The organism is Halobellus clavatus, from assembly GCF_900107195.1.
Classification (GTDB): domain Archaea; phylum Halobacteriota; class Halobacteria; order Halobacteriales; family Haloferacaceae; genus Haloquadratum; species Haloquadratum clavatum.
This window is the reverse complement of sequence record NZ_FNPB01000007.1, coordinates 15,110-39,223: the sequence shown is the minus strand read 5'-3', so window position 1 is coordinate 39,223 and position 24,114 is coordinate 15,110. Positions and strand designations below refer to the sequence as shown.

General features: G+C 58.6%; 21 protein-coding genes and 2 pseudogenes. 9 read left to right on the top strand and 14 right to left on the bottom strand.

The window, feature by feature from the left end; translation table 11 throughout:
• Positions 1–66: 66 nt before the first annotated feature.
• Complete coding sequence (locus BLU74_RS11130) at positions 67–1,359, bottom strand: hypothetical protein (RefSeq protein ID WP_089767360.1); 1,293 nt, start codon at positions 1,357–1,359, stop codon at positions 67–69.
• A 462-nt stretch (positions 1,360–1,821) separates the two neighbouring features.
• On the opposite strand from BLU74_RS11130, the gene BLU74_RS11125 reads away from it, so the two are divergent.
• On the top strand, positions 1,822–2,214 hold the full coding sequence (locus BLU74_RS11125) for a DUF7475 family protein (protein ID WP_245705779.1): 393 nt from the start codon (positions 1,822–1,824) through the stop codon (positions 2,212–2,214).
• A 76-nt stretch (positions 2,215–2,290) separates the two neighbouring features.
• Here BLU74_RS11125 and BLU74_RS11120 read toward each other — a convergent pair whose 3' ends face one another.
• Positions 2,291–2,746 (bottom strand): ferritin-like domain-containing protein, encoded by a 456-nt coding sequence (locus tag BLU74_RS11120; protein ID WP_058984753.1) that lies wholly within the window; start codon positions 2,744–2,746, stop codon positions 2,291–2,293.
• Positions 2,747–3,089: 343 nt separating this feature from the next.
• Complete coding sequence (locus tag BLU74_RS11115) at positions 3,090–6,401, bottom strand: efflux RND transporter permease subunit (RefSeq protein WP_217635363.1); 3,312 nt, start codon at positions 6,399–6,401, stop codon at positions 3,090–3,092.
• A gap of 353 nt (positions 6,402–6,754) precedes the next feature.
• Between BLU74_RS11115 and BLU74_RS11110 the strand changes: the two genes are divergently transcribed.
• Positions 6,755–7,318, top strand: coding sequence for a helix-turn-helix domain-containing protein (locus BLU74_RS11110; protein WP_217635362.1), 564 nt, complete (start codon positions 6,755–6,757; stop codon positions 7,316–7,318).
• Between the two features lie 52 nt (positions 7,319–7,370).
• Here the strand turns inward: BLU74_RS11110 and BLU74_RS11105 are convergent, their stop codons facing one another.
• From BLU74_RS11105 to BLU74_RS11095, 3 genes are all read right to left on the bottom strand, one after another.
• Positions 7,371–8,024: a hypothetical protein gene (locus tag BLU74_RS11105; RefSeq protein WP_089767468.1), complete on the bottom strand. Its 654-nt coding sequence runs from the start codon at positions 8,022–8,024 to the stop codon at positions 7,371–7,373.
• A 232-nt stretch (positions 8,025–8,256) separates the two neighbouring features.
• Positions 8,257–8,673 (bottom strand): DUF8025 family protein, encoded by a 417-nt coding sequence (locus BLU74_RS11100; RefSeq protein WP_089767359.1) that lies wholly within the window; start codon positions 8,671–8,673, stop codon positions 8,257–8,259.
• A gap of 86 nt (positions 8,674–8,759) precedes the next feature.
• Entirely contained in the window at positions 8,760–9,038 is a 279-nt protein-coding gene (locus BLU74_RS11095; protein WP_281241850.1) for a sensor histidine kinase, read from the bottom strand.
• Between the two features lie 53 nt (positions 9,039–9,091).
• On the opposite strand from BLU74_RS11095, the gene BLU74_RS11090 reads away from it, so the two are divergent.
• Positions 9,092–9,730 carry an IS6 family transposase gene (locus BLU74_RS11090; RefSeq protein ID WP_089767357.1) on the top strand — a complete coding sequence of 213 codons (639 nt, stop codon included), beginning with the start codon at positions 9,092–9,094 and terminating at the stop codon, positions 9,728–9,730.
• Here BLU74_RS11090 and BLU74_RS11085 read toward each other — a convergent pair.
• Together BLU74_RS11085 and BLU74_RS11080 are read right to left on the bottom strand one after the other, a co-directional pair.
• On the bottom strand, positions 9,654–10,481 hold the full coding sequence (locus BLU74_RS11085; RefSeq protein WP_089767356.1) for a PAS domain S-box protein: 828 nt from the start codon (positions 10,479–10,481) through the stop codon (positions 9,654–9,656). The genes BLU74_RS11090 and BLU74_RS11085 overlap by 77 nt on opposite strands.
• 98 nt (positions 10,482–10,579) lie before the next feature.
• Positions 10,580–12,742, bottom strand: coding sequence for a PAS domain S-box protein (locus BLU74_RS11080; RefSeq protein ID WP_089767355.1), 2,163 nt, complete (start codon positions 12,740–12,742; stop codon positions 10,580–10,582).
• A gap of 140 nt (positions 12,743–12,882) precedes the next feature.
• On the opposite strand from BLU74_RS11080, the pseudogene BLU74_RS19315 reads away from it, so the two are divergent.
• The 3 genes and pseudogenes from BLU74_RS19315 to BLU74_RS11070 all read left to right on the top strand — a co-directional run.
• A pseudogene (locus BLU74_RS19315) lies at positions 12,883–14,049 on the top strand (PAS domain-containing protein); the annotation flags it as partial.
• Complete coding sequence (locus tag BLU74_RS19310) at positions 14,047–14,670, top strand: sensor histidine kinase (protein WP_449271656.1); 624 nt, start codon at positions 14,047–14,049, stop codon at positions 14,668–14,670. The pseudogene BLU74_RS19315 and the gene BLU74_RS19310, both read left to right, overlap by 3 nt.
• An 11-nt stretch (positions 14,671–14,681) precedes the next feature.
• A pseudogene (locus BLU74_RS11070) lies at positions 14,682–15,665 on the top strand (two-component system sensor histidine kinase NtrB); the annotation flags it as partial.
• A gap of 36 nt (positions 15,666–15,701) precedes the next feature.
• On the opposite strand, the gene BLU74_RS11065 reads toward BLU74_RS11070, so the two are convergent.
• From BLU74_RS11065 to BLU74_RS11050, 4 genes are all read right to left on the bottom strand, one after another.
• Entirely contained in the window at positions 15,702–16,391 is a 690-nt protein-coding gene (locus BLU74_RS11065; RefSeq protein ID WP_089767352.1) for a DUF6735 family protein, read from the bottom strand.
• A gap of 222 nt (positions 16,392–16,613) precedes the next feature.
• Positions 16,614–17,876: an RNA-guided endonuclease InsQ/TnpB family protein gene (locus BLU74_RS11060; protein ID WP_089767351.1), complete on the bottom strand. Its 1,263-nt coding sequence runs from the start codon at positions 17,874–17,876 to the stop codon at positions 16,614–16,616.
• Between the two features lie 155 nt (positions 17,877–18,031).
• Complete coding sequence (locus BLU74_RS11055) at positions 18,032–18,220, bottom strand: DUF8012 family protein (RefSeq protein WP_089767350.1); 189 nt, start codon at positions 18,218–18,220, stop codon at positions 18,032–18,034.
• 111 nt (positions 18,221–18,331) lie between these two features.
• Positions 18,332–19,228, bottom strand: coding sequence for a biosurfactant protein 1 (locus BLU74_RS11050; RefSeq protein ID WP_089767349.1), 897 nt, complete (start codon positions 19,226–19,228; stop codon positions 18,332–18,334).
• A 136-nt stretch (positions 19,229–19,364) separates the two neighbouring features.
• Between BLU74_RS11050 and BLU74_RS11045 the strand changes: the two genes are divergently transcribed.
• Both BLU74_RS11045 and BLU74_RS11040 read left to right on the top strand, forming a co-directional pair.
• The gene (locus BLU74_RS11045) at positions 19,365–19,916 is read left to right on the top strand and encodes a DUF7342 family protein (protein WP_089767348.1); all 552 of its coding nucleotides are present in this window, start codon (positions 19,365–19,367) and stop codon (positions 19,914–19,916) included.
• Between the two features lie 16 nt (positions 19,917–19,932).
• Complete coding sequence (locus tag BLU74_RS11040) at positions 19,933–20,421, top strand: hypothetical protein (RefSeq protein ID WP_089767347.1); 489 nt, start codon at positions 19,933–19,935, stop codon at positions 20,419–20,421.
• On the opposite strand, the gene BLU74_RS11035 is transcribed toward BLU74_RS11040, so the two are convergent.
• Positions 20,418–21,344 (bottom strand): transcription initiation factor IIB, encoded by a 927-nt coding sequence (locus BLU74_RS11035; protein ID WP_089767346.1) that lies wholly within the window; start codon positions 21,342–21,344, stop codon positions 20,418–20,420. The genes BLU74_RS11040 and BLU74_RS11035 overlap by 4 nt on opposite strands.
• A gap of 153 nt (positions 21,345–21,497) precedes the next feature.
• Here BLU74_RS11035 and BLU74_RS11030 point away from each other — a divergent pair, with 153 nt between their 5' ends.
• On the top strand, positions 21,498–22,556 hold the full coding sequence (locus BLU74_RS11030; RefSeq protein WP_139175730.1) for a hypothetical protein: 1,059 nt from the start codon (positions 21,498–21,500) through the stop codon (positions 22,554–22,556).
• Positions 22,557–22,716: 160 nt separating this feature from the next.
• Here the strand turns inward: BLU74_RS11030 and BLU74_RS11025 are convergent, their stop codons facing one another.
• Positions 22,717–23,583, bottom strand: coding sequence for a DNA-binding protein (locus BLU74_RS11025; RefSeq protein WP_089767344.1), 867 nt, complete (start codon positions 23,581–23,583; stop codon positions 22,717–22,719).
• Between the last annotated feature and the right edge of the window lie 531 nt (positions 23,584–24,114).

Sequence of the window (24,114 nt, the reverse complement as noted above, 5' to 3'; positions counted from 1 at the left end):
ATCATGGTTGGATACCCTCCCGGATGAACGTGACGAGTGGCCGTGGTAGGCCTGCTGTTCCATGTATCAGACCCTCGTATCGGTAGTCGTCTCGGATTCAGTCCGGAGAGCCCAACGCAAGCGGAACGCCTGTGCCAGTTCATAGAGCCACAGGATGACAAGAGCGGTGTATCCGGGACCGAAGAAATACGCCGACCACGACTGATCCTGGTAGAAGAAGCCGACGCCAACCACCAAGATTGCGATGTTCCACACCCAGACCATCCACGTCGAGATCACCGACGGGATGACTCCATCTGGGAGGGGATCAGACGCATCAACGGAGGTACTGCCCCCCAACCCCCCTTCGCTCAGGGCAGGGAGATTCCGAAAGTAGAGCAGCAAGCCGGCGAGTGCGATCGGGAGCGCCCATCCTACGAAGAAGAAGTGGAGTGCGCCGTCTTCGATATACGCCGGATTCACCCACTCGACGCCGAAGAGTACGAACGGTGCGAATCCCGCCGGCCCGAGCATCCAGAACTGGGCTACCAGAACTGACAACGCGATACCCGATCGGGAGTCTGTCGATCGATACGTCTGGACGAGGTTGTACAGGTACAGTGCAAATCCCGTCGCGAAGAGGACCAACCCGGTCGCCGTGACTGTCCGCCCCATCCCGACCCAGGGGCCGGTAATCAGCGGAAAGATGCCGGCGACGAAGAACCACGCCGAGTAGTCCCGTAACCTCTCACTGTAGAGATCGGTACCAAGCAGGCGGGGAAAGAGGTCGTAGAGCGTGCCGATGGCCGCGAGCCCGAGAAAGCCCCACGCGTTAGCGTGGACGTGCGCTTCGCGCAAGCCGAGCCAGCCGCCGGGAACCTGCCAGACGTGGGCAAACAGGCCGTACGCGTACGTGATCCCCCACAGGAACACGAAGACTGACACCAGATACAGTCCAGTCGTCGCGTTCCACGCCAGATCGCTTTGCATAACCATCCGCAACATCACTATCAGCAACCCGGCGACGAGGAGCCAGATCGCGATGAGTCCGCCATCGAACGCCCACGTGTGACCCCATCCACGCCCGTACCACAGCAGGAGAAATCCACCGTTCAATCCGACGAAGTTCAGCCAGTCGTAGTACTTCGAGGGCAGTGGACGCTCGAGTTTTCGAGCCGTAAGCTGGGGGAGCATTCCGAATAGGAGCTGCGTGAAGCCGCCGATCGTCACGAAGTGAATGTGACTCCACGAAACCCAGCCGACCCGCGGGACGAGATTGAACTGCTCGAGGCCGTGATAGACAGCTAATACGAGACCGGCGAGTAGGAACAGCGCACCTGCGAGGTGAAAGGGAGTGAACCGAATCGGGTGGCGTGCCATAGTTACATATACGGAGGCAGGCCCGAAAGGGATTCCTACGGATATCATAGAGTATATCGAATATATTCGTACTTAGTTGGCGTCTCGTGGTCGGATACGCTGAGACAATTCAGAGACTACACTTTTTCAGCGATATCCTTCCCTCAATTCACCTAATAACTATGTCGATGGCCAGTTGTTGTCTTCGGGGTACTGCTTCTGTGGTTGCCCGTACGTCAGGGTCGCGCTCGTTGGATTTCGCTCTTGGCACTCGTCGGACTTCTCATGCACCAGTATCCTCTCGGAGATCTATCTCAATCTACCACCAGTACTGGTTCTGATCGGGGCGGCTTCTATTGTAGTGGCGACGGCGCTGTTCGCACTGGAACTCGTACGGATGGACATCGACCCGCCGATGTCCCTGTAATTTGAGGATGTGGCGAAAATGTTCGAGGTAGAGTATAATTGCTCGCAGTATGTTTAATGCCCATGGGACAAACAGTTAGCAGCTACACCGAGACAGACTCACTTACCACAACCCACTGGCTTGCGATATTGCTCGTCCTGATAACGGGAGTTATCCACGTGTACGCCGGATTTGTCGAAGGACGGATTCCCGTTTCGCTCGCAGGAGTCGGGTTCCTCGGTGCCGCCGTATTGTTCCTCTTAGACTATCGGCGATCTCTTCTCTATATAGTTGGGATCGTCTATACGGCAGTTCAGTTCCCACTCTGGTACGTAGCGAATGCCGGCGAATTCACGACGCTCGGGTATGTGGATAAAATACTCCAAGGGGCGCTCATCGTCGTGCTCACGTACCTCTACTGGAGAGCACGAAAGACTAACAAAATGGATCGTGAAGCAACTGCCGCTTGAGTACTCGGACCGGTTACATTCCCGCCCATTTCGTGTTGGACGATATTGTGCGCGTTACGCTCCCTGACGAGGGAGATCAGTCGTCTTGATACTCCTTTTCGAAGCCCCGGAATTCGGTTCGGTGGGCTTCCTCATCGGCGAGAATTGTCACGGCGAGATCTTCGGTGACCGGATCGTCAGCGTCCTCAGCAGCATCGATGATCGACCGATATGTCTCGATAGCGTCCTCTTCAGCGTCGAGGACACCTCGGATTACCGAAAGCACGTCGGTCGAATCCTCGGGGGGTTGCAGCGAGTCCTGCCGAGCGGTAAACTCTGCCGAGCTGGGCGGTCGGGCATCCAGTTGCTTGAGACGGTTGCCAAGTTGCTGGGCGTGGGTCAGTTCCTCTTGGATGTCTTGCTGGAGGCTCTGCTTGATCTCTTCGGCACGAACTCCGTCCAGAACGATCGCGTTCGTCTGGTAGTTCATCACTGTCTCCATCTCGTCCCCGTAGGCCTTCTGAAGCAGGTCGATGACGCGGTCTGAAGTCATACAAGTTACACTACCATCCAAGCGCCGATATATCCACCGCCGCACCTGTTCGCTCCAACCGTGCTTGAAGAGTACGTAACCACAGATCGCATCCTCTTCGACCAGGTTTCCCCTTTCAGTAGTTGAGTACAGTATGTCGCAGACGGTATTCGAGAGGGAGATTAACGAGTGTCGGGACGCATACCTGCAACCTCAGCTATGTGTTGCTGATTGGGTTGCGGATGAAGAAGGACCACCGCACAGGTAAACGACATTCGGAAGAACAACACGAAAAATCCCTGCCGGCCAAGAGCGTAATCCGCGAGCGACTGGAAACCGTTGACGTCGAGTGATACTACCGGACTCAGTCCCCTTTGAGCCAAGCACGGCGAAGACGTGCGACTTCTTTGGGAGTGATATCGTCACGCTCGATAGCGACCTCGATGTCCGCGGCAGTGACTGCACCACGCTCAAGCACGCGTTGGAAGATATCCTCAACGACAGTGGCCGTCTCGTCTCCACCGACCGACCATCGGCAGTCACTGCTTTCGACGGTCCCCTCAAACGTGACTACATCGCCATCCGCTGCTTCCGCGGGGAGTTCGACCGTGTACTCGAGGCTCGCGTCGACCACCGAATCAGCGATGTTCCAGTACACTGTGATGGTTCCGTCATCCCGGTCTACGGCAACTGGTTCGGGAGAGAGGTCGATATTGCCGATCTCGCCATCGACTGATTCCCTGAGTATCATCCGATCGCGAACGTTCCGGAGCGAGACAGTCACTGGAACCACCTGGTCGGGGGAGAGGTAGGAGCGGTGAACCGTTCGCGTCACGTCAGCCTTGCCTTCAGCTGTGCTATCGGGTGATTCTGTCGCCGTACCGGTGGTGGATTCCCTCAGTCCGGAATCTCGATTCACCACCCGTGCCCAGACGACGAGCAAGCTCGGGAGGACGAACACGCTGGCGAGGAACGCGAACACGATCGTCAGCGCGGTGATGAGGCCGAACGACTGCAGGAACGGGAGGATCGCGACGAGCAGCACAGCGAACCCGCTGGCGGTCGTCGCCGCACTCGAGAGTAACGCACCGCCGGTCCCGGTGACGGTCTCGTGGAGCGCCGCGGCAACCGTCTCAGCCCCGGCTAGCTCCTGGTTGAATCGCTCGCTAATGTGGAGGCTGTAGTCGACGCCGAGCCCGATCGTGAGCCCGGTGATCATGCCGGTGACGATGTTGAACGGGATGTCCAGCAGCGCCATCGTCCCGAGCACCCACGTCAGGGTGAACGCAACGGGGACGATCGTGACGACGCCGAGTGATGCGCTCCCCTCGGTGAGCCGGTAAGCGACCGCGAGGACGACGACGACCGAGAGCAGCGCGACGACGAGACTCAGGAGCGCCGTCTCCGCGAGTTGGTCGGCCGTGATCTGGTTAACGATCACGTCGCCGGTCGCGATGACGGAAACGCCCTCCCCGTCGGCGTCGTCGGCAACCCACCCCATCTGGTCGTGGACGACGTCGTCGTCGACGCCACTGTCGACGGTCACGACCATCCGGACAGCCCGATACTCGCCGTCCTCCCTGTGGACGACGTCGGCCGCTTCCTCGGGTGCCACCCGATACAGTTCGTCGTAGACGGCAGTCACGTTCTCGTCAGGGACGCCGTCGCCGTCGGTGTCGGCTGCCGCTAGCGTCCGGTTGAACGACGCGTTGTCCGCCGCGACGCGGTCCATCACCGTGATCGGGTCGGTCACCGCGGGCTCTCCGTCGGCGTACGTCTCCGTCGCCGACATGTCGCTCGCGTTCGTGCGTGCGGCGTCGAGCCGGTCGAGTGTCACGGGATCAGTCACGTCGCCCCTGACGAGTATCGTGGCTGTGGTGTCCTGTCTGACGAAGTCACGGTCGAGCGTGTCGATCGCCCTCTCTGCCGTGTACGTCCCGGGCGCGATCGGATCGGGGAGGTCTTTCAACCAGTCGTCGGGATCTTCCGCGAGGAAATCCGACTGCTCGAAGCTCGCGTCGATACCTGTCGCCCCGTACGCACCCGTCGCGCTGACGAGGAGCGCGACGGCGATGACGACGTAGGGGGCCTTCGTCGCGAGCGTCGCCCCCGTACCTAGGACGCGACTGACCGGCCCGCCACCCGTTCCGACAGCTGGTTTCAGGCGGTCGATCCCACGGCGTTCGAGGAGCTCGTCGAGTTCGACTTTCAGCGCCGGAACGAGCAGGCCGAAGACGAGCAGCGTGGCCACGATGCCGATAGCGCTGACGACGCCGAGTTCGCGGAACACCCCGAGCGGGCTCGTAAGGTTCGAGAGGAAGCCGATGACTGTCGTCGTGGTGACGTAGACGAGTGCGACACCGACGCTCCCGAGTGCGACAGCCATCGCGCGACTGGGCGACGTCTCGCTCGACTCGCGAGCCTCCCGATAACGCATCACGACGTGGAGGCCGTAGTCGATAGAGAGGCCGATCAACAGGACGAGGACGACGATGAACGGCTGGCTGAACGCGATGTCGAACCACCCCATCGCACCGAACGTCCACACGAGCACGAGCGCGATCCCCAGGAGACCGAGCAGGATGTCCAGCAGGTCCCGGTAGACGACCACGAGAACGAGCAAGACGAACGCGATCGCCAGTGGACCGACCAGGAGGACGCTGTCGATCATCGAGTCCGTGATCTCCGTCGAGACGACACCGTCACCGTAGACCAGGACGGCCATCGAGTCGTCGTCCGGCGCCAGGTCCGTCATCGTGGCCTGTGCGTCCTCGATCTCCTCGGGTGCGTCACCGGGTGCGAACGATCCGCCTGCGGACTCGTGGGTCACGACGAGCAGAGTCGCGTTCGTCTCCGTCGATCCCGGCTCGTAGTAGTCGGGCATGAAGGCAAGCGCGCGTGCCGACCGGTCCGATTCACTGGAAAGTACGTCCGCGACGAGAGCCTCGACTTCGGAGTCGTTTAGCGACCGGAGTTCCTCGATCTGCGTCTCGAGAGTTGGGTCGAGGCTCTCCAGCTCGTTTCTGTCCTCGGCGAGCGTTGCGTACTCGTCCGCGAGAATCTGTTTCGTGACGTTCCCCGTACTCTCACCGGTCTCGTCTTGCGCGCGTCGCTCCTCGACAGCGTCCGCGAACAGCCGGTAGTCCGCCTCGGTGAGGGTCACCGACGTGTTGGCGTCGACGGCCTCGAACGCGGGGCGAACACTCGCGTTCGGGTTGTTCGCGAGCGAATCGATGGCCTCCGCAAGGCTCGCCTCTGTCCTGGTTAATTCACGTTCGCGGGTCTGGAGCTCGGCGGCCCGGTCTTCCCGGATCGAGGTGGTCGCGACGAGGTTCGCGACGCTTCGCGTGGAGTCGTTCTCGACGAGGGTCTCGTTGACTGTTTCGTTGGTCTCGAGCGCCCGTTCGTATTCGAGAATAGAAACGAGGGTGTCCTTATCGAGGACGTTGTCGTCCCGGACGATGACCTGTGCTGAGGTCGTATCCGTCGACCCGCTCGAGAAGTTCGCGTCGACGTAATCGAGCGCATCGGCTTCGTCGGCGTCGGTCTGGAACTGGTCGAGGGACGTCGATCGGTCGACCATCGGCACTCCGGCGGCGACCACCGCGGACGCGACGACCATGACCGCAATAACGAGCCGAGCATTGTCCGTGATCCACTCGCTCACGTCGACCATTACTGAACATACACCCCCAGTTTCGACGGCGTGGACGAGGTACGATCCACCGTAACCGCCCCGTTGAGCGTGACGCAAGCCAGCGATCTGGCGACAGAAATCTGGACATCGGGAAATTTCGCTCCCGGGCTGCTAGCCACGCGTTCGCGGAGTTCCGACATTACATGTCCGTACACGCCTCGGCTGGTTAGTGATCAGCGCGAGAAATTGAGGCGCACCCTAACATATTCGTATAACTCGGTATAATGAGCGAAATAGTAGGTACGCTACAGACGATGCCACACGCGAAACTTTCCATAGATATCCCCGACCATACCTGGATCGGAGATCTCTCGGCTGCTCATCCGGAGGTGGTGTTTCAAGTCGTCACGAGTATTCCTGGCGAAGGGACCGGTATCGGGCTTGTCAGGCTCAAGACCGCTGACCCACTTCCACTCATTACCGACATTCAATCCCGTGACGACATCGAGGACCTCGAGCTACTCTGGAAGCACGAAGACGAGGCGCTCCTCCAAATAAAGACGGTGAACCCACTTCCACTTCTCCCGGTCCTGCGAGCCGGTGTTCCACTCAGAATGCCCTTCGATATTCAGAACGGTGTCGCTACGTGGGAGGTGACGACATCGACGAGGCGACTCTCGAGCCTCGGCGATCACCTCGAGGATTTAGGCATCGGCTTCACGATCGAATCTGTTCGCGAAATCGACGCGAGCCAAGCAGACCAGTTGCTCACGGACCGACAGCAAGAGGTGCTTCTGGCTGCTGTCGAAGCAGGCTACTACCGGACACCACGGGAATCGACATTAGGCGAGGTGGCTGCGGCACTCGACATCGCGAACGCGACGTGTAGCGACGTGTTGCACCGAGCGGAGGGCCACATCATCCACTGGTTCGTCGAGGAGCATATGGAAGTGTGATAGCCCGACGGCGAAATCCTGGCCGACTGTCGTACCGTGGCTGACGCCGTGTCTAGACGGGTTCTACAGTGAACAGCGAGTCGTCCGCCAGGACGACTTGGACGCGGCGATGCCATGCGTCAGCGAAGGCCTCCCGTTGCTGGTCACTGGCTGACCCATCGAGGATCCCCTGTAGATTCCCGATTGCCGGTCCCCCGTCAGGGACGTCTCCGACGTGGTACGTCACGGCGACGGTCGCGCCCGTATCCGTCCGACGAAACCGGAACGTCGGTGCCGCGCTGTCGGACTCGAAGGCGTCGAAGGTCAACAGGTTCTGGCGGTCACCGTGGCCACCACCGAGGCCGCCGAAGCCGTCTTCCTGCGCTGCGCCGGTCACGTACGAGATGAGCCGACTCATCACGCCGTAAGTGGCATCGTCGCGCGGCCCTGCCGTGAGCACTTCGATCTCGCTTCGGACCGGATGGCCGTCGGGGTACAGCGCATCGAGACCCACCTGTGCGATTCGATAGGCACCGGATGCGGTCGGACAGGAATGCCCTGCCGCCTTCACTACGTCCTCGTAGGTGACGACGAACGGCTCGCCGGGATCGAGGACCGCAAGCGCCTCTGCAACGGGGTCGCGGATCCGGATCGGTTCGACATCGTATTCGACTGCCCAGTGCTCCTCGGGACGGTTCGTATCGGTCGGGTTCGTGGTTTCTGACATTGGTCGTGGATCGAAGACGGCGCCGGCGTGTGGGTCCGCGCCGACCAAGCGGTCGAACACTGACTTTCCGGTGGCCAGGGCGTCGTCGTGCGTCGATGCCTCTACCAGGGCGTAAATCACCATATGCATCTTGAACACCTCGAAACGCCGACGCACCGGGAATCGCTGCTCGCTCCAGCTGCGCCGGCACCCATCGCCGGCGCTCGAAAAACCTGCTCGTGACCGCGGATTCTCAGGCCTCGTCCGCTCGTTCGACAGTGATAGTCAGGTCGCCCGATTCGTAGTCGGCCTCGAAGTCGACCGCGAACGCGTCCGACTCGTAGGCGGCGTGGTAAGCACGGTGGCGTTCGAGCGAGCCAGTTGCCTTGAAGTGGAAGAATGCGGCCGCCGTGTAGGGCTTGCTCTGTGTTTCGACCTGCGACTCGACGGATGCGGGGAGCGCGATCTGGGGCGTCTCCGTGTCGATACTCCCAGCGAACTCCTTCGCTTCCTCGACGGTTGCTTGCGAATGTGCCGGTGTCTCGCCGGTGAGCACGTTCACCGGGGTTTCCGTCTCGTCGGTGAACAGGACGTCTTCGAAGGTGTGTGTCCCGAGGATCGCCTCAGCATCCAACTCGCAGTCGTGAAACGGGTCGTCGTCTGAGGTCATCGAATCACGAGCCTACGGCGGGGCTCACCCATCCCGACCCCTGAAAAACAGTATATTTCTTTCTTTAGAGAGGAAATCTTCGTACTTCACCAAGTGACTTCGAACCGTGCTCCACCCTCGGAACTTCCCGTGATGTTGATCTTCCACCCGTGCGCTTCGACAATTTGGTGTACTATCGAGAGTCCATAGCCGGTCCCCTCTTGATTCGTCGAATAGCCGTGTTCAAACACATCTGATCGGACCGATTTTGAAATTCCTGGTCCATTATCTGCGACGTATAGACCCGGCCCCTCGGAGAGAGATCCCACACGAACTGTGACATCCTCGCCACCGTGATCGATTGAGTTCCGAAAAAGGTTCCCCAGCAGCTCTTGGTCGCGTTAAGTTAGAGGATGAGGCGGACGAGTTCTGAGTGTCTATGGCAGAATTCGACCGCCTCAGCGAACGTATCGCGTGGATCGACTTGTCGTTTGTGGAGCGAGATCGAACACCGCGCTGGGCGATTGAAGTAGGGATCCGCTGTCATTTGGCCGGTATGTCACTGCGTGAGGTAAGTAAGCATCTCGAAAAGTTCGGGATCGATCGGAGTCACGTCGCTATCCATAACTGGGTTCATAAAGCCGATCTACAGCCGATCTCGACCGTCTCAGAGGATCAACTCGCGGTTGACGAAAAGATGATCCGCCTCCACGGACAGAAGTTCTGGCTGTACGGCGCGGTTGATCCACAGACGAACGAGATCCTTCACGTAAGTCTCTATCCGACCGCAAACAAACAGACGACGCGATGGTTTCTCACCGAGCTACACCGGCGCTATCAGCTAAACAACGTCGAATTTCTCGTCGATGATGCAGATTATCTCGGCTCAGTCCTCGCTGAAGACGGCTATCGATTTCAAGTTATTCGACATGGAAATCGGAATGCCATCGAACGTGTCTTTTGGGAAATAGAACGACGAACATCATCGTTTGCGAATAGTTTCAGTAATGTCGCGTTCGAGACAGCTCAAGATTGGCTCGAAGCCCTCGCAGTCTACCACAATTCACGCCAAACTTAACGCGACCCAGCTCTTGGAAGCGGCTCTTATCCGCAGTTATTGACCCGAGTTCATCGTCGACCCGTAACGTAGCCCGGCGGGTTTCAACGCTATCCCATGATTCGTAGATGCAGTCTTCAACATCAATTGACTCTGTTTCACCAATCGAGCGACCCGCCTTGGACAGTTCCAGGACATCCTCTACCAGATCATCTATCCGAGATAACGACTCTGAGACTTTCTTTAGTTCCGGACTCTCGTGGTTCTCTTGAGCGATTTCGGTGTAGCCTTGGGCAACAGAGAGTGGATTTCGGATGTCGTGTGTGAGAATGTCAGCAAACTCGTCCAACCGTTCTTTCTGATCCTGTAGCTGGTTCTCCCGTCTCCGTCGCTCCGTGATGTCTCGAATGATGCCCGTAAAATACCGATCACCGTCGTGTTCGTGTTCACGAAGACTGATCAGCGTTGGAACCTCGTGTCCGTCCTTGTGAAGCGCGGGGAGTTCTATCCCGTCCCAGTCGATATTTCGCTCACCAGAGTCAACATATGATTCAAGAGCTGCGGAATGGACGGGTTCTAGACGCTCTGGAATGATTTTCATTTTAGAACTTCCGATCAATTCGTCAGGAGAATACCCGAGAATATCCTTAACAGCCGGATTCGCATAAACGATATTGCTCTGTTCATCGATTGTTAGCATCCCCTCGGCTGCGTTTTCTACAAGCGTCTGATAGAAATCGTCGCCGTTGACAAGCGGAGGAGGAGATTCCATCTTCAGTTTCCTAATAGTGGTTCCCGGTTAACGCTTGTTCACATTGTTGTTCTCTTCGTGGGATTTGCCTTTGACCCAAAATGGAGATCCGCCGAGGACTACGAGTCGGTGATTTCGAATCGGACTCCATCAAGGTGCTTTCCACCTTTGATATGAATTTCCCACCCGTGGGCGAGCACGATTTGACGAACACTTGCCATCCCCATCCCGATACCTTCTTCTCCGTTCTTCGTCGAGAACCCCGGTGTGAAAATCCGGTCCCGAAGTTCGGGGTCGATACCGGGACCGCTATCCTCGTAATAGAACCCGGATTCGAATTCTCCTATTTGAATTGTAACGTCGTCGGGACCGTGTTCGATTGAATTGCCCACGAGGTTCTCGAGCATCCGTTGGAGGGCATCGGTGTCTGCCTCGATCCGTGTCCCTTCTTCGACCGTTACTGAGGCGGTCTGTGGCGGATCGACCGCAGTCCAAACGTCGTCCAGCACGGATTCCAACTCGATGCGCTCCGTTCCCGAAACGATTTCTCCCGTTCGAAGCGTCGTCACGAGATCATCGCGTAACTCGTCGACGCGGTCGATCGCCTCAGCTGCCTTTTCGACGTGTTCCATCTCTCCTGTCTGAAGAGCTAATTCCAAACGTCCTTGAACCGTTGAAACCGGGCTTTGGAGGTCGTGTGAAACGAAACTCGCGAATTCATCGAACTGCTCGTTGCGTCGTTTCAATTCGCGTTCTCGGCGCCGTCGTTGTGTGACGTCTTTCGCGGAGACGATGATACGGGAGGCAGTTCCGTCATCGTCAGTAACCGGTCGGAAATTCCCCTCGACAGTGGCCTTTCCACCGTCTTCTGTCGGGTGATCTGCCTCGTACTCGACGTACTCTCCGTCGGCTGCCTCAGCGACCCACTGTTTGACCGCCGCTCGATAATCGTCGGTCCACCAAGGCGTTTCCCAGAACGGGTTGCCGACGATATCTTCTCGTGATGCGTCGACGTACTCGAGCGCTATTTCGTTTATGTCTTCAACTGTGCCGTCGGTGTCAAGAAGACCGACGAGGAGGTTTGGATCGTTAAAAATCGCCTCAAATTGGTGTTCCTGCTCGCGCAAAGTCTGTTCACGCTCCTTTAATTCGGATATGTTACGCCCTTCTGGAATAAGTAATGTGACATCGCCGTCGTCGTTGGTTACCGGTCGAACGGAGAAGTCGACGAAGGCCTCTTCATTGGCGCCCTGGATTTTGATTTCGTCCCGGAATAACTCGCCGTTCTGTGCCGTCTCAACTGCTTCACGGGCAACATCTTTCGCTTGCTGGCTTGATTCGAACCACTTCCCTTCCCACAGCGGCTTTCCGACGACCTCGTTCCGATCGATGCCGGCAAACGAAAGCGCTGCCTCGTTTGCCTCGATGATCGTTCCGTCCGGTTTGAGGAGCCCTGTGAATTGATAGGTGTTATTGAAAATTGCTTCAAAGCGACGCTCACGGCGTTTCGACTCTGTTATGTCTGTGATGAATCCTTCAAGCGCAATAACCTCACCATCGGAATCCGTGACGTTTCGGCCGCGCTCCCACACCCATTTGGTCTGCCCGTCAGCTGTTTCGATTCGATACGTGAGTTCAAACGGCACACCCTCTTGGAGCGCTGCCTGGACCTCATCCCAGACCTCTTCTTGGTCGTCCGGATGGATAACGTCCTCGCCCCACGAGACGCCCCCCGATTCGATTGTTCCAGGAGAGTAACCGGCGAGCTCCTCGCACTCGCCGGCGACCTCGTCCATCGGCCATCCTGGCTCGTTTCGACATCTGTAGATAAGGCCCGGAACGTTGCTTATGATTGTTTCGAGCCGCCGTTTTTGCTCTTTGACGGCTCGTTGTGACTGCTGGCGTTCGACAGCATTTTCGATTCGATTTGCGAGCAACGTGTACTGCTCTGTGCCACCCTCTTTTTGTAGGTAGTCCGTGACCCCGGCCGAAATGGCGTCGCTCGCAACCTCCTCTGAGCCCTTCCCAGTAAAGAGAATAAACGGAAGATCAGGGTACTCGTCACGTACTGATTCGAGCAACTCGATCCCTGTCATTGAGGGCATATCGTGATCTGAGACGACACAATCGAGATCCTCGCTTCGTATCCGCTCCAGCCCCTTCGTAGCGTGCGTCTCCGTTTCCACGTCAAAATAGCCGCTCTCTCGTTCTAGGAAATCGGCAGTGAGACTCGCAAAATCCGGCTCATCATCGATATGAAGGACCCGAATAGAGTCAGCCATGTCAGGCTATTTTAAGCAGAGCTTGAAAGAGGTTATCCTGAACTACCCTTCTTATTCGCTTACTATCTACGTTTAATATAGCGGTGGATGCCCAATACTCGTGGATTTAATTTATAATGTTGCGCCGAAGTGTTTGTCGTATGGCAACCTCCCCGCTGAGTGAGATGGCTCCGTTTAATCTCGATCATCGTCTTATGTCGGTGCTACTCGTTGATGATGATGAGTCTCTCGTCGATATGTCCTCGGTCTTCCTGGAGCGAGAAATCGACAATATCGAGACGACGACGCTTACTGATCCGGAAGCTGTTCTCGATGAGGTTGATGATGGGAACTATGACTGTATCGTGAGCGACTTCGATATGCCACGTTTGGACGGCTTAGAACTACTCACCAAGCTTCGTGAAGACGGAGTCGAGATCCCGTTCGTCCTGTTCACAGGGAAGGGAAGCGAGGAAATTGCCAGTCAAGCTATCACCGCTGGTGTCGACGAGTACTTGCAGAAAGGGGGAACGGAGGAATACCCCGTCCTCGCGAATAAGATTGAAAATCTCGTCGAGAAATACTGGGCGGAGACGCAAGTCCAGCGGGGGTTTCTAGCCATTGAATCCGCCGAAGAGGGGATCGGTATCATCGACGAGGACGGCGTCTACCAATATATGAACGAGGCCTATGCTGGCGTATACAACCGTGACCGCGCCGAGCTAGTCGGGGAGCACTGGGATATGTTATACCCGCCAGAGGAGACTGAGCGCTTCCACGATGAGATCCTTCCAGAGCTCGAAACGACGGGAGCCTGGCGCGGCGTCTCGACCGGTGTCACCAAGCAGGGTGACCCTGTCCCTGAGCGTCTGGTCCTCACCCAGATGGACAGTGGTGGCCACGTCTGTATCGTTCAAGAACTCGATCAGAACGACGAACTCGAGGCTGAACTCGCGTTGAAGAATCGGGCGCTTGATGCAACCGGTCTCGGGGTCGTCATCACCGACGCATCTCAAGAGGATAACCCGATCATCTACCTGAACGAAGGGTTCGAGGAACTGACTGGCTACGACGAAGAGGAGGTGTTGGGTCGGAATTGCCGATTCCTACAAGGTGAGGATACGAACCCCGACACTGTGGCTGCCATCCGAGAGGCCGTCGATACCGGTGAGTCGATTTCGACGGACATTCTCAACTACGACGCGGACGGTAACCCGTTCTGGAACCTGCTCGAAATATTCCCTATTGCGGACGAAACCGGCGATATCACGAACTTTGTCGGCTTCCAGCGTGAGATCTCCGACCGACGGGCGCACACGGAAGATATCGAATCACAGCTCGACTGGCTCGGGGAATTCGGCCATGTCCTCTCCCATGACTTGAAGACGCCCCTCTCAGTCATTCAAGGGAATCTCGAACTCGCGCAGGAACTGGACGACACGGACCGATTGGACGATGCGGTCGATGCGGCCGACCGCCTTGAGGCCCTCGTTGACGATCTGGCGAATGTGATGCAACAGGGCGACCTGGTAACCGAGGTCGAGCCGGTGGAACTCGGCGACGTGTTCCGGTCGTGGGACGCTTTTGAGACTAACCCGGAATCGCTCGATGTTCTCGATTCGAAACCGATCTTAGCCGACGAGCATGCCCTCGTTAGGCTGGCTGACAACCTTGTGAAAAACACCGTCGAACACGCAGGCGACGGAACGGCAATGCGAGTCGGGACGCTCGCAGATGGCTTCTACTACGAGGACGATGGTCCCGGAATCCCTGAGAGTGAACGTGATGATGTCTTCAAGCCAGGATTCACGACGAAAGAAGATGGAACCGGCTTCGGAATGGTGAGCATCAAACAGATCGCCTTAGCACACGGCTGGGAAGTTACGATCGACGAAAGCGAGGCTGGTGGTGCTCGATTCGAATTTACTGGGATTGCAGAGCCGCAATGACCCCGTCTTCCTCACGAGAAGCACAGCTTGAGGCACTATTCGAGAAGTCTCCTGATCTCATCGCTATCCACGATTCAGACGGCGTTATTCGCGACGTGAATGAGCGGATGTGTGATGAGCTGGGCTACACGGAGTCGGAACTGATTGGGAAACGAGTCTGGGAACTGGATCCGACAGTTGAGCCCTCGGAGGCGAAATCCTTCTGGACGGACCTCTCGACGGAAACACCGCGACGATTCGAAGGGAAGCTCAAACGGAAGGACGGATCGATATTCCCGATCGAGATTCATCTCATCCGCTTAGATTTGGACGGAGACGATCGATTCGTGGCGATGGACCGTGACATCACCGACCAGCAGGAACGGGAAGAAAGACTCAGGCAGCAAAACGAACGGTTGGATCGGTTCACTAGTGTCGTAAGCCATGATCTCCGAAACCCACTACAAGTTGCTGAAGGTCGATTAGAACTCCTCAAAGAAGACTGTGACAGCGAGCATATTGAAGACATTGAGCGTGCGCTGAATCGGATGGACGCACTGATTGAGGATCTGCTGACCCTCGCTCAAGATGGTGATGCAGCGATGGAGCGAGAAGCAGTCGAACTAGAGACGCTTGTGGAGACCTGTTGGGAGACGGTGGTAACACAAAATGCGTCACTCAAAATCGAGACCGACCGTACTGTTCATGGCGACCGTGACCAACTCCAGCAGCTGTTCGAGAACCTGATGCGCAACGCTGTCGAACACGGTGGTAGTGACGTCACGATAACCGTTGGAGATCTCGATTATGGGTTCTATATTGCGGACGATGGCGAGGGGATTCCGGAGGACGATATGATGGCAATCTTCGACGCGGGCTATTCGACGGCTACAGACGGCACCGGGTTCGGGCTAAGTATTGTCGAACAAATCGTAGAGACACACGGCTGGGAGATCACAGTCAAGGAAAGCCAAGCTGGTGGGCCCCGGTTCGAAATTTCAGGCGTGACCCAGTAGCTGTCCGTTATGAAAGAATCCTACTGAGTCGGTGTCTCACGTTCCTACGTTGTTATCCCGTAGTTGCTGATGACTCTCTCCGGCCGTTTCAAAGGGTGACTCTCCGGTTGGAATGAGCAGCTCCTGTCGGTCCCCGACCCGCTCAGCGAGCTTCCGTTTCAGGTACTGTCTCGCCGTCGACGGCGTAAAGACGCCCTTGTCGAGCATGTCGCCGACGACGTCTTTGAGGGCCGCGAACTGGCCCTGCAGGTGGCCGTCGCCGACCGGCTCGCCGTCGTACCAGCGCACCGTCGCGAGCGCGCCGTTCCCGACCGTCTCTCCCTGTTCGACTGTCTCCGAGTCGTACTGGAGCCCGAACCACAGCGTCCGATAGGCGGTCACCTCGAACGTCGTCGACACCACGAAGAACGCCTCGTGGTGGAGGTAGTCGAGATGGTCAGCGACGATCTCGTCGAGGGTGAGCCCGGTGGCACGAGGCTTCGGCTCGACGACCGTCGACGGTCGATTTTCGCCAGCGAGGTAGCCGTCGACCGCATCTGCCTCGAGGCCATCGGCCAGTTCTGCCAGCAGCTGTTTCGCCCACTTGGAGTCGGTGTCGTCGCCACCGAATGGCGACTCAGCCGAGATTCGGTGCTTGAGCTTCAGGTTCGCTGCACCCCAATGGCTGTAGTGGAGCGTGTACTGTCCGTCTGTGCGGTCGTACGCAACGAGTGCGCGGTGTCCCATCGAGCAATCACCTCACGGGGCGACCGCGACTGGATCGCCCCGCACCCCTCTCGGGGGACGAACAACGCTACTCGTCGATCGGGTCGAGGGAACTGAGATCCGCGTGGAGGACTTCGCCGTCGCGAACGACGTACTGGTTTGGCAGTATGGGAAAGCGGCACTTCGTCAACCGTCTCCGGGTCAAGCCCAGAGACTTGTCAGTGGACTCCCGCTCTATCCGCGCTAGGCGGAAGGCTTGTATTCACCATTCACGTTCAGCATCCCTGACTTCAGGGCCAGTTGACTGGTGGCCCATCCACCGCGAGACTTCTGCCCGCGATGGATATACTTGCAGTATCGGTTTGCAATGTTCTTCGCCGCGTTGTAATCAGCGTTCACCTCATACCCACATGACCGGCACTCGAACTGCTTGTCGTCGCGATTATCCTCGTGGGTACACCCACAATATGAGCAACGTTGGCTCGTGTACGCTGGGTTCACGAAATCGACGAACAAATCAGTAGATTCGACCTTGTACTCAACGAGTTCCACGAACTTCGCGTAGGCCCACTGCTGGAACTTGCTCCCGTTCGCAATGTTCTCGCGGATGTGAGTGAGGTCCTCGAAAATAATCCCGTCTACATCCGCATCACCGGCTTCCTCGATGAGGTCGTTGGCCTGGTTGTGGAGCCAGTTTAATGACCACTCGCTGAACTGACTACCAATAGATTGAATCGTGAGGTGGGCCGATCGAGTACCCGTCTGTTGTAGGCAGCCGCGGCGTTGCTCGTATTGGTCGCGCTTGTGGGTGAGGAAGTCTGCACTGCCAATGAACTCGCCTGTGGAGGTGACGACGAACGCGCCAGTCACGTTCAAGTCCACGCCGAGAACCACTCCGTTCTCGGGGAGATCATCACATGACTCGCTTTCTTCGCGTTCCGGTCCGTCACTCCCATAATCGGGATTTTTCAGCGTAACGTGCAGGTAGAACGTGTCCTCGTTCTCGTCATATTGGAGCGTGGCACTTGACGTATTCCAGTTGTCACTCTCGTAGTACCGTCCGAACGGCGTGTTCTCTCGCTGATTTTCAGGTGGGAGAACGTATTCGGCGGTGACTCTTCCGTTCGGCGTCGAGAGGGTAGCGTGGTCGTCGTTGAACGTCGCGGAGCGTTTGTCGTACACGATGCTCCACGAGTCGAACTTTGGTTGGCTGGTCTTCTTGCCCTGCGTCAATTTCTCGACGCCGGCCCTGACGGCTGTGATAGCGCGACGAATACCTTTCTGAACGAGGTTAGCGGTGAGCTCGGTTTCCTCCCTCAACTCGTCATACAGGGCCTCTTCGGCCCTGCTCTTGCTGGTGATACAGTCGTCGTCGTACCGCCACGCCCACTCGCTCGTTCGGTTAGCGCAGTGGAGGAATTGAGTCTTGGTCTGATGGAGATCGCCACGACGTTCTCTGGGTACGTCGAGTTTGATTCGTACCGTACGTCGTAGCGTGTCGTCCATTTGTGATTCACCTTCGTTGTTACTTTTCGGTAATATGGAATTGTTCAGTGAGGTGGGTCATCTGTTGGCCTCGGGGTTCTCTCCCCCGCACCCCTTCTGGGGGGCAATAAACAGCCTCTGGAACGAGATACCCGAATTCCGGCCTGCGACGTCGATCAAGACTCGATCTGTGTATCGGCGTCCCCGCTGTGTTGCGGTTGGGTGAGCAGACTCACGTCCTGCAGGAGAGCTCTCGCTGCCTCGATCCGCTCCTGATCTGCGTCGTCGAGTCCGGCCGTCTCGATGCGCTTGAGATTGGTGAGTGAGCGATGCAGTCGATATCCGGGCGTGTTGCGTGGGTCCATTTGAAGCGCCTCGCCGATTCACGGCGCAGAGAAACCTCTCCGGCTGCGGGTAGCTGTGGAACTGAGTGCGCCTATTAACCAACATTGAGAATCATATAGCCATTTTGTTGGTTAAGACGAACGGTGCGTCGATGGACTCGGCCCGTAGCGAGCTGAGCCACACACCCGGCACTCCCAGATCGGTTGGCCCGTCCACGCCGCATCCGGGACTGATTCATGGGTCTTGAACCGATGGTCGGTTGCCCGTCCACAGGTTTCACAGTCGAGTTCCTGCGTCGTCGGTACCGACGACACCTGGCGATCAGCCACAGCCTGGCCAGTAGATTCGGTCAGCGCCATCGCTGGAACCAGCCACACCGCGTCGTCGGCGTCGTCGAGGACCTCAGTGAGACGCGACGCGTCGCGGATGCCGTCCCCTCGCTGGTCGTAGAGCCGCGTCGGGGCCTGCTCCTGACGCTCCGACGCTCCCTGCCCGTGCCACCCAGTCCGGTCACGGGCGGCACTGAGAAGCCGCTCTCCCTCCTTTGAGGCCACCTGTACCGCGTCGGGGAGTGAGGGCCATTGCTCGACCAGCTGGCGCGCCGGTGCTTCGTCGAGATCGTAGATGAGGGTGTAGTTGTCGACGGCCGGCTCCGCCTCGTTGGCGGAGAGGAGGTTCGCCGCTGCGCCGCCCTTCGCGACGGCGCCGTAGAACGTGGTCGACTCGACGATCAGGTGGACGATACCGAGGAACGTCGTCGACGCTGTCTCGTTCGTGCTTGTGGCGTCACTCCCGAGATGGTTGGTGAGACAGAACCGGCATTTCGTCTGGCCGATCGGGACTGACGCCCCACAGGACCGACACTCGCCGTCGGCGGCCGTCGGCGCATCAGGGTAGCCACCAGCGCTCGTCGCGACGCGTTGCCGCCGGGGGGCACCCTCACACCCGTCGTCCAGCCTCGTGTCCGGAATGTGGGACGCCTCGCCAGTCGGCCGCAGTTCCTCGAAGTCAGAATATCGGTTGTGCATCGGTTGGCTCATAGCTTCTGTCGGTATCGCATTTCAACGTCCGGAGGCCTTCGCTCGCAATATCCTCTCGATTATACGAGAGAGTACAAACATATATGGGAGTACAACGCGAACACTGTTGCAAAAGGTGCCAAGCATGTCCGAATCCCCGCGAGATGGCGTCCAGACGTGGGCTGAGTCGATGAGTGCCCGCGACCGTATTCGGGCGGTCGCCGAGACGCTTCGCGAACCGCGGTCGGTTAACTGGATCAGCGAGCAGGCCGACGCCGCCTGGAGTACGACCAACGAGGAACTCCAGGATCTCGTCGACCAAGGCCAGCTGCGTCGCGTCGAGGCCGGCGAGACCACGCGCTATCAGCCGGACTACACGCGCCTGCTCTTCGAGGAAATCCGGACGCTCATTGAGGAGAACACGCGCGAGGAGCTACGCAACGAACTGGCGGCGATTACCGAGGAGATCGAGGAGTGGCAGGCGACCTACGACGTCGAGACGTGGGAGGAGCTCGAACAGTCGCTCGCCGACCGTGATCTCGCAAGTGCCGAGCTCCGCGAGCGCCGTGACGTCATCGCGTTCTGGCGCGAGAACGAGGAGGATCGCCGCCTCATCAAGCACGCACTGGAACTCTACTCCGACGTCGAAGCCGCCCGTGAGCAGATGACCGACGTGGCTGACCGCGCCACGAGCTAATCCTTTCTCTCACAGAATGATCTTTCTTGCCGGTCGCGACCGCTATACACAGCGGACCCTTCTCCGCGACGTTCACGACCGATTGACGAACCAGCCAGGGTGTGAAGAGGTCCGCTATCGCCCGTCTCGACGCCGACCCCGGTACGTCATCGCGGATGTCGATCCGACGACGTTCTTGGGTGACTCCCACGACGCGGCGACCGCCCGACTGGAGATTCGCTTCTGGTACCCCGCCGGCGTCGACCACGAATACTACCGCATCAACTGGGTCGAACCGGAGCGGAATCTGATGCTCGGCTTCCATCAAGACGCCGACCATCCGGACCTTGGGCCCTGTCACATCCAACTCAATCACGAAGACACGCCTGTCGACCGGCATAGCGCGACGTTTCTTGATGCGCACCCACTCGCCGTCCTCGATGACCGACTACAGCAGTTCCCGGCGGCGGTAGAGGCAATTCGCTGGGAGAATGGGGCGCCTTCGCTCCCTACTTGGCCGGTCTAGACAGAGAGCTCATTGAGCGTCTCGTGATGCGTCCGAACCGTGGTTGGCGTGACGTCCCCGGACTCGGCAACGTCACATTGCGTCAGCCATCGCCCCTCCTCATGACCGGCCTTGTAGAGGCAGGCCGCTGCGAACCCGGCCGGATGGACGCCCGTCGTGACGCCGCGCTCCTCGGCCTGCTCTGCGAGGGTTCGGGCCCGCTGTCGGATCTCGTCCGGACACTCGAGATCAGAAGCGAGGCGCGGCACGAACATGCTGGGGGAGACGGGCTCGGCGGGAAGGCCCAGCTCTTCGTTGAGCGTTTTGTACGCGTTCGTGACTCGTGACTCCGCCACGCGAGCCATCTCGCTGACGTCATCCACCAACCGCGAGCGGCCGTTGCACCGGCAGGCCCCGTAGATGCTGGCCGCGGCGATGGCCTCGATGGATCTGCCACGAAGCAGATCCTCGTTCTGAGCGCTCCGGAAGAGCTGACACGCCTGGTCACGGACCGAATCGGAGAGTTCCAGGGCACTCGCCAACCGACGCACTTCGCCCAGTCCGTGGGCGAGATTCCGTTCTGCTTTCGACCGCCAGCGACCACGTGTCTGCTCACGGCGCATCCGCGCGAGTCGCCGTCGCTTCTGCCCAGAGATCTCGTTCCCCTTCGCGTCGGTGCCGCGACCGATCTCCGTCGACAGGCCGCGATCATGGCGGGCCGCAGTGAGTGGAGCACCCGTTCGCTCGCGCTCCCTGTCGTCGTACGCCCGCCACTCTGGCCCGTGATCGATGCGCTGTTCGTCGATGACCAGGCCACAGTCCTCGCAGACCGTTTCGACCGCGTTCGTGGTGACCCGTCCGTCGCACTCGGGACAGTGGTTCGCGCTCGACTCCGTTCGGATGTCTTCGTCGAAGCCAGTTTCGTAGATGTCTCTCGTTGCCATTGTTCTCTCCAGTTTAGTGGGAATTCGCCGTTACGGCGATCCCCTCACCCATTGAGGGGACAATAGACTCTATGCCGAAGCGTATGGTTGAGACGATAGGGACACATCCAGTAGGTCGATTTTATAATCGAGTGAGCATAATCCGTTTAAGAGATGAGTTTCGCTTCTCGCCTCCCGCCCGGTGCAGAAGCCGGTGCGACGAATCTCATGTGTCCGAACTGTGAGCACCGGATCGGAGTCGTACAACTGCTTCGACACTTAGAGCAGCAAAACATCCCGCTCAGGGATATCACACCGAACAGTTATACACCGTGTCCAGCCTGTGGCGCACTGTTTTTTCCCGAGAATGCATTTCTGGTCTGCCTTTCTGATATTGCAGATACCGGGGACTCGTACCGATCCTATCCCTTCGGTATCGCCGGTCATCAAGGAGTGAACTATACCGATGTCACAGTTGGAGAGACGTCCGAACACAAACTGAGCAACCTCTACCAAGGTTATGAAATTGAGCGCGGGTCGCTAATCCTGCAAGGTGCTGAGCGCAGTGATGTTGATCAAGATGATCGGTTACCGATTGATCGCCATGAAGACTCAATGACTCGGGCGACGTTAGCTGATATCCTCCTTGTCTCGGTTACTCAGGTTGCCCCTCGCCAAGTCCTTGTCACTGCCAATCTCCGAAAAGACGAGGATGCCCAAGATGCCATCGCGAAAGGTGATGATATCACCTTGATTTATCAACGAAATCTGCTCCAGACAGAAGGACGGGATCCCCCCTGGCTCACCCTTCTCCGTGAAGCCAAAAGCGCAATCAACCGTGACAATCCATTAGCAGCTGGGCCACTTCTCGTATCTGCCGTCGACAACTGTCTCTATCGGCAGATCTACCTCTACTATCGATGGCAAGGCCAAGATCACACCGAGGCCATCAATTCAGTCGACCAATACCGTACTGGCAACAAGATTAGCCGAAAGGATCTAGCAAAGGACGCCTTGAACGACATCTCGGGCGTGACTCTCACCAGCCACGAGGACCCGTACTTCGATGAATGGAACCGGTTCCAGACCTTCCTCCAACAGCGCCACGACATTATCCATCCTACTGATGATCCTGTTCCTGCGATCGATACCGACACCGCTGTCGACTGGTTCAACCTGACTGTTGACCTAATCCTCGGCCACTTCGACCTTGTCTGGCGAGAGATTGATTAGTCTCTCGGCTTGGACCCCTCTGTAGGATTGAATCGTTCATATAGACCGCTGAACGAGGTTGTGGCTGCGCGCGCAGCGAAGCGAGCACGGAGCGGAGGGTGGGGCGGCGGGGTCTGGGTCGGTCCGGCACACAGCAAAAAATGAAGGCTGCGTCAGCTGGCTACTCTTCCCACCACCGGCCGCGCTCCGGGAACTCGATCCTGCTCCAGCCCGTGATGGCGAGACTGCACCGTCCTTGGTACCAATTTTTCTTGACCGCTCTGAACCGGACTGTCTGCCCTTCTCGAACCACCGTCTTCTTGCTCTTCTCCCAGATCGTGAATTTCGTACGCCCGCTTTCGTCTTCGATGAGTCCGACTTGGGCGATTGCTGGGGAACTAGGATCCCAAAGTTCGCTCACTGTGCCTTCGACCGTCACCTCACCGACCGGGACGTCCGGCACGTCCGCGATGGGCACGATCGCCCCCGGCGCTGCCTTCAACTCCTCGAGGGTTTCCAGCACCGCCTTCGTGACGTCCCGACCGCGTGCCACCTTCTCGGCCAGCTGCTTCGCGACGACCGCTCTCGACCAGCCGCCCTGCACCTCGTCGCTGATCCGCATCGCCTGCTTGTTCACCTTCGCGAGTTCGTCTTGCGTCACCTTCTCTCGGGGATCCGTGCGCTCCGTCGGCGCCGGCTCGTCACGGCCACACAGTTCGCTGACGACCTCCCGCGTACGCTGCTCCCGGCCCTCCTGCGTTCCCAGCTCGGCTTGGGCACTGATGCGCTCCAGTTCCGCTTCCCGCGCCCGAATGCGCTCCTCTTGTTCGAGGGTGACACCGTGAATCCGGTCTTCGCTCGTGTCCGCGATCCCATCCGGGTGGTTCGCATCCACCTTCGCCTGCGTCTCCTGCTCGACCGCGGCCTGGAACTCCGGCGTCTCGTCGACGACTGGGAAGCCGTCTTCATCGACCGCCTGACCGCCCGCTTTCTCGAATGCCTGTTCATCCACCGAAACGACCTTTCCGCTAGCGTTGTTACTAGACATTGGTATCACACCAAGGTACCACTGAAGGCGCTCACGCGCCGACACCGCGATGCTACTACATCGCGGTTTTCCGACGACAACGACCGACAGAACCATCTGCGCGCTCTCGCTCGCGCCTTCGCGAGCGCCCTACCGGGCGCGAGCGAGAGCGCGCCTGCATGAGGTGGCCCCAATCAGCACCGCGCGCCGACCCGCCCGGAGCGAGCGGCCAGCGCATTCCCCGTTCGCCGCGACGCAACCACGTCCGTCGCGGTCGGCTGTGCCGAGGTCCGGAGGACCCGAACGGGTGAAGCGCTGGCGCCGAGGGCACATGCACTTTAGCCCGGCAGTCCGCCCGCTACTGCAGGCAGACCGCCCGGAATGGTCGGTCGCGAGCGACGCGGAGGGCGGCAGCGGCGAGCGGGGCGGGCCGGTACGGACACACCAGCCAACCGATGGGAACCACTAGCCCAGCAATAGACTCCGGGTGGGACTGAAAGGGGCCGGGCGCTCGACGTGCCCCGACGACGCAAGCACCGCAGGGACGAGGCG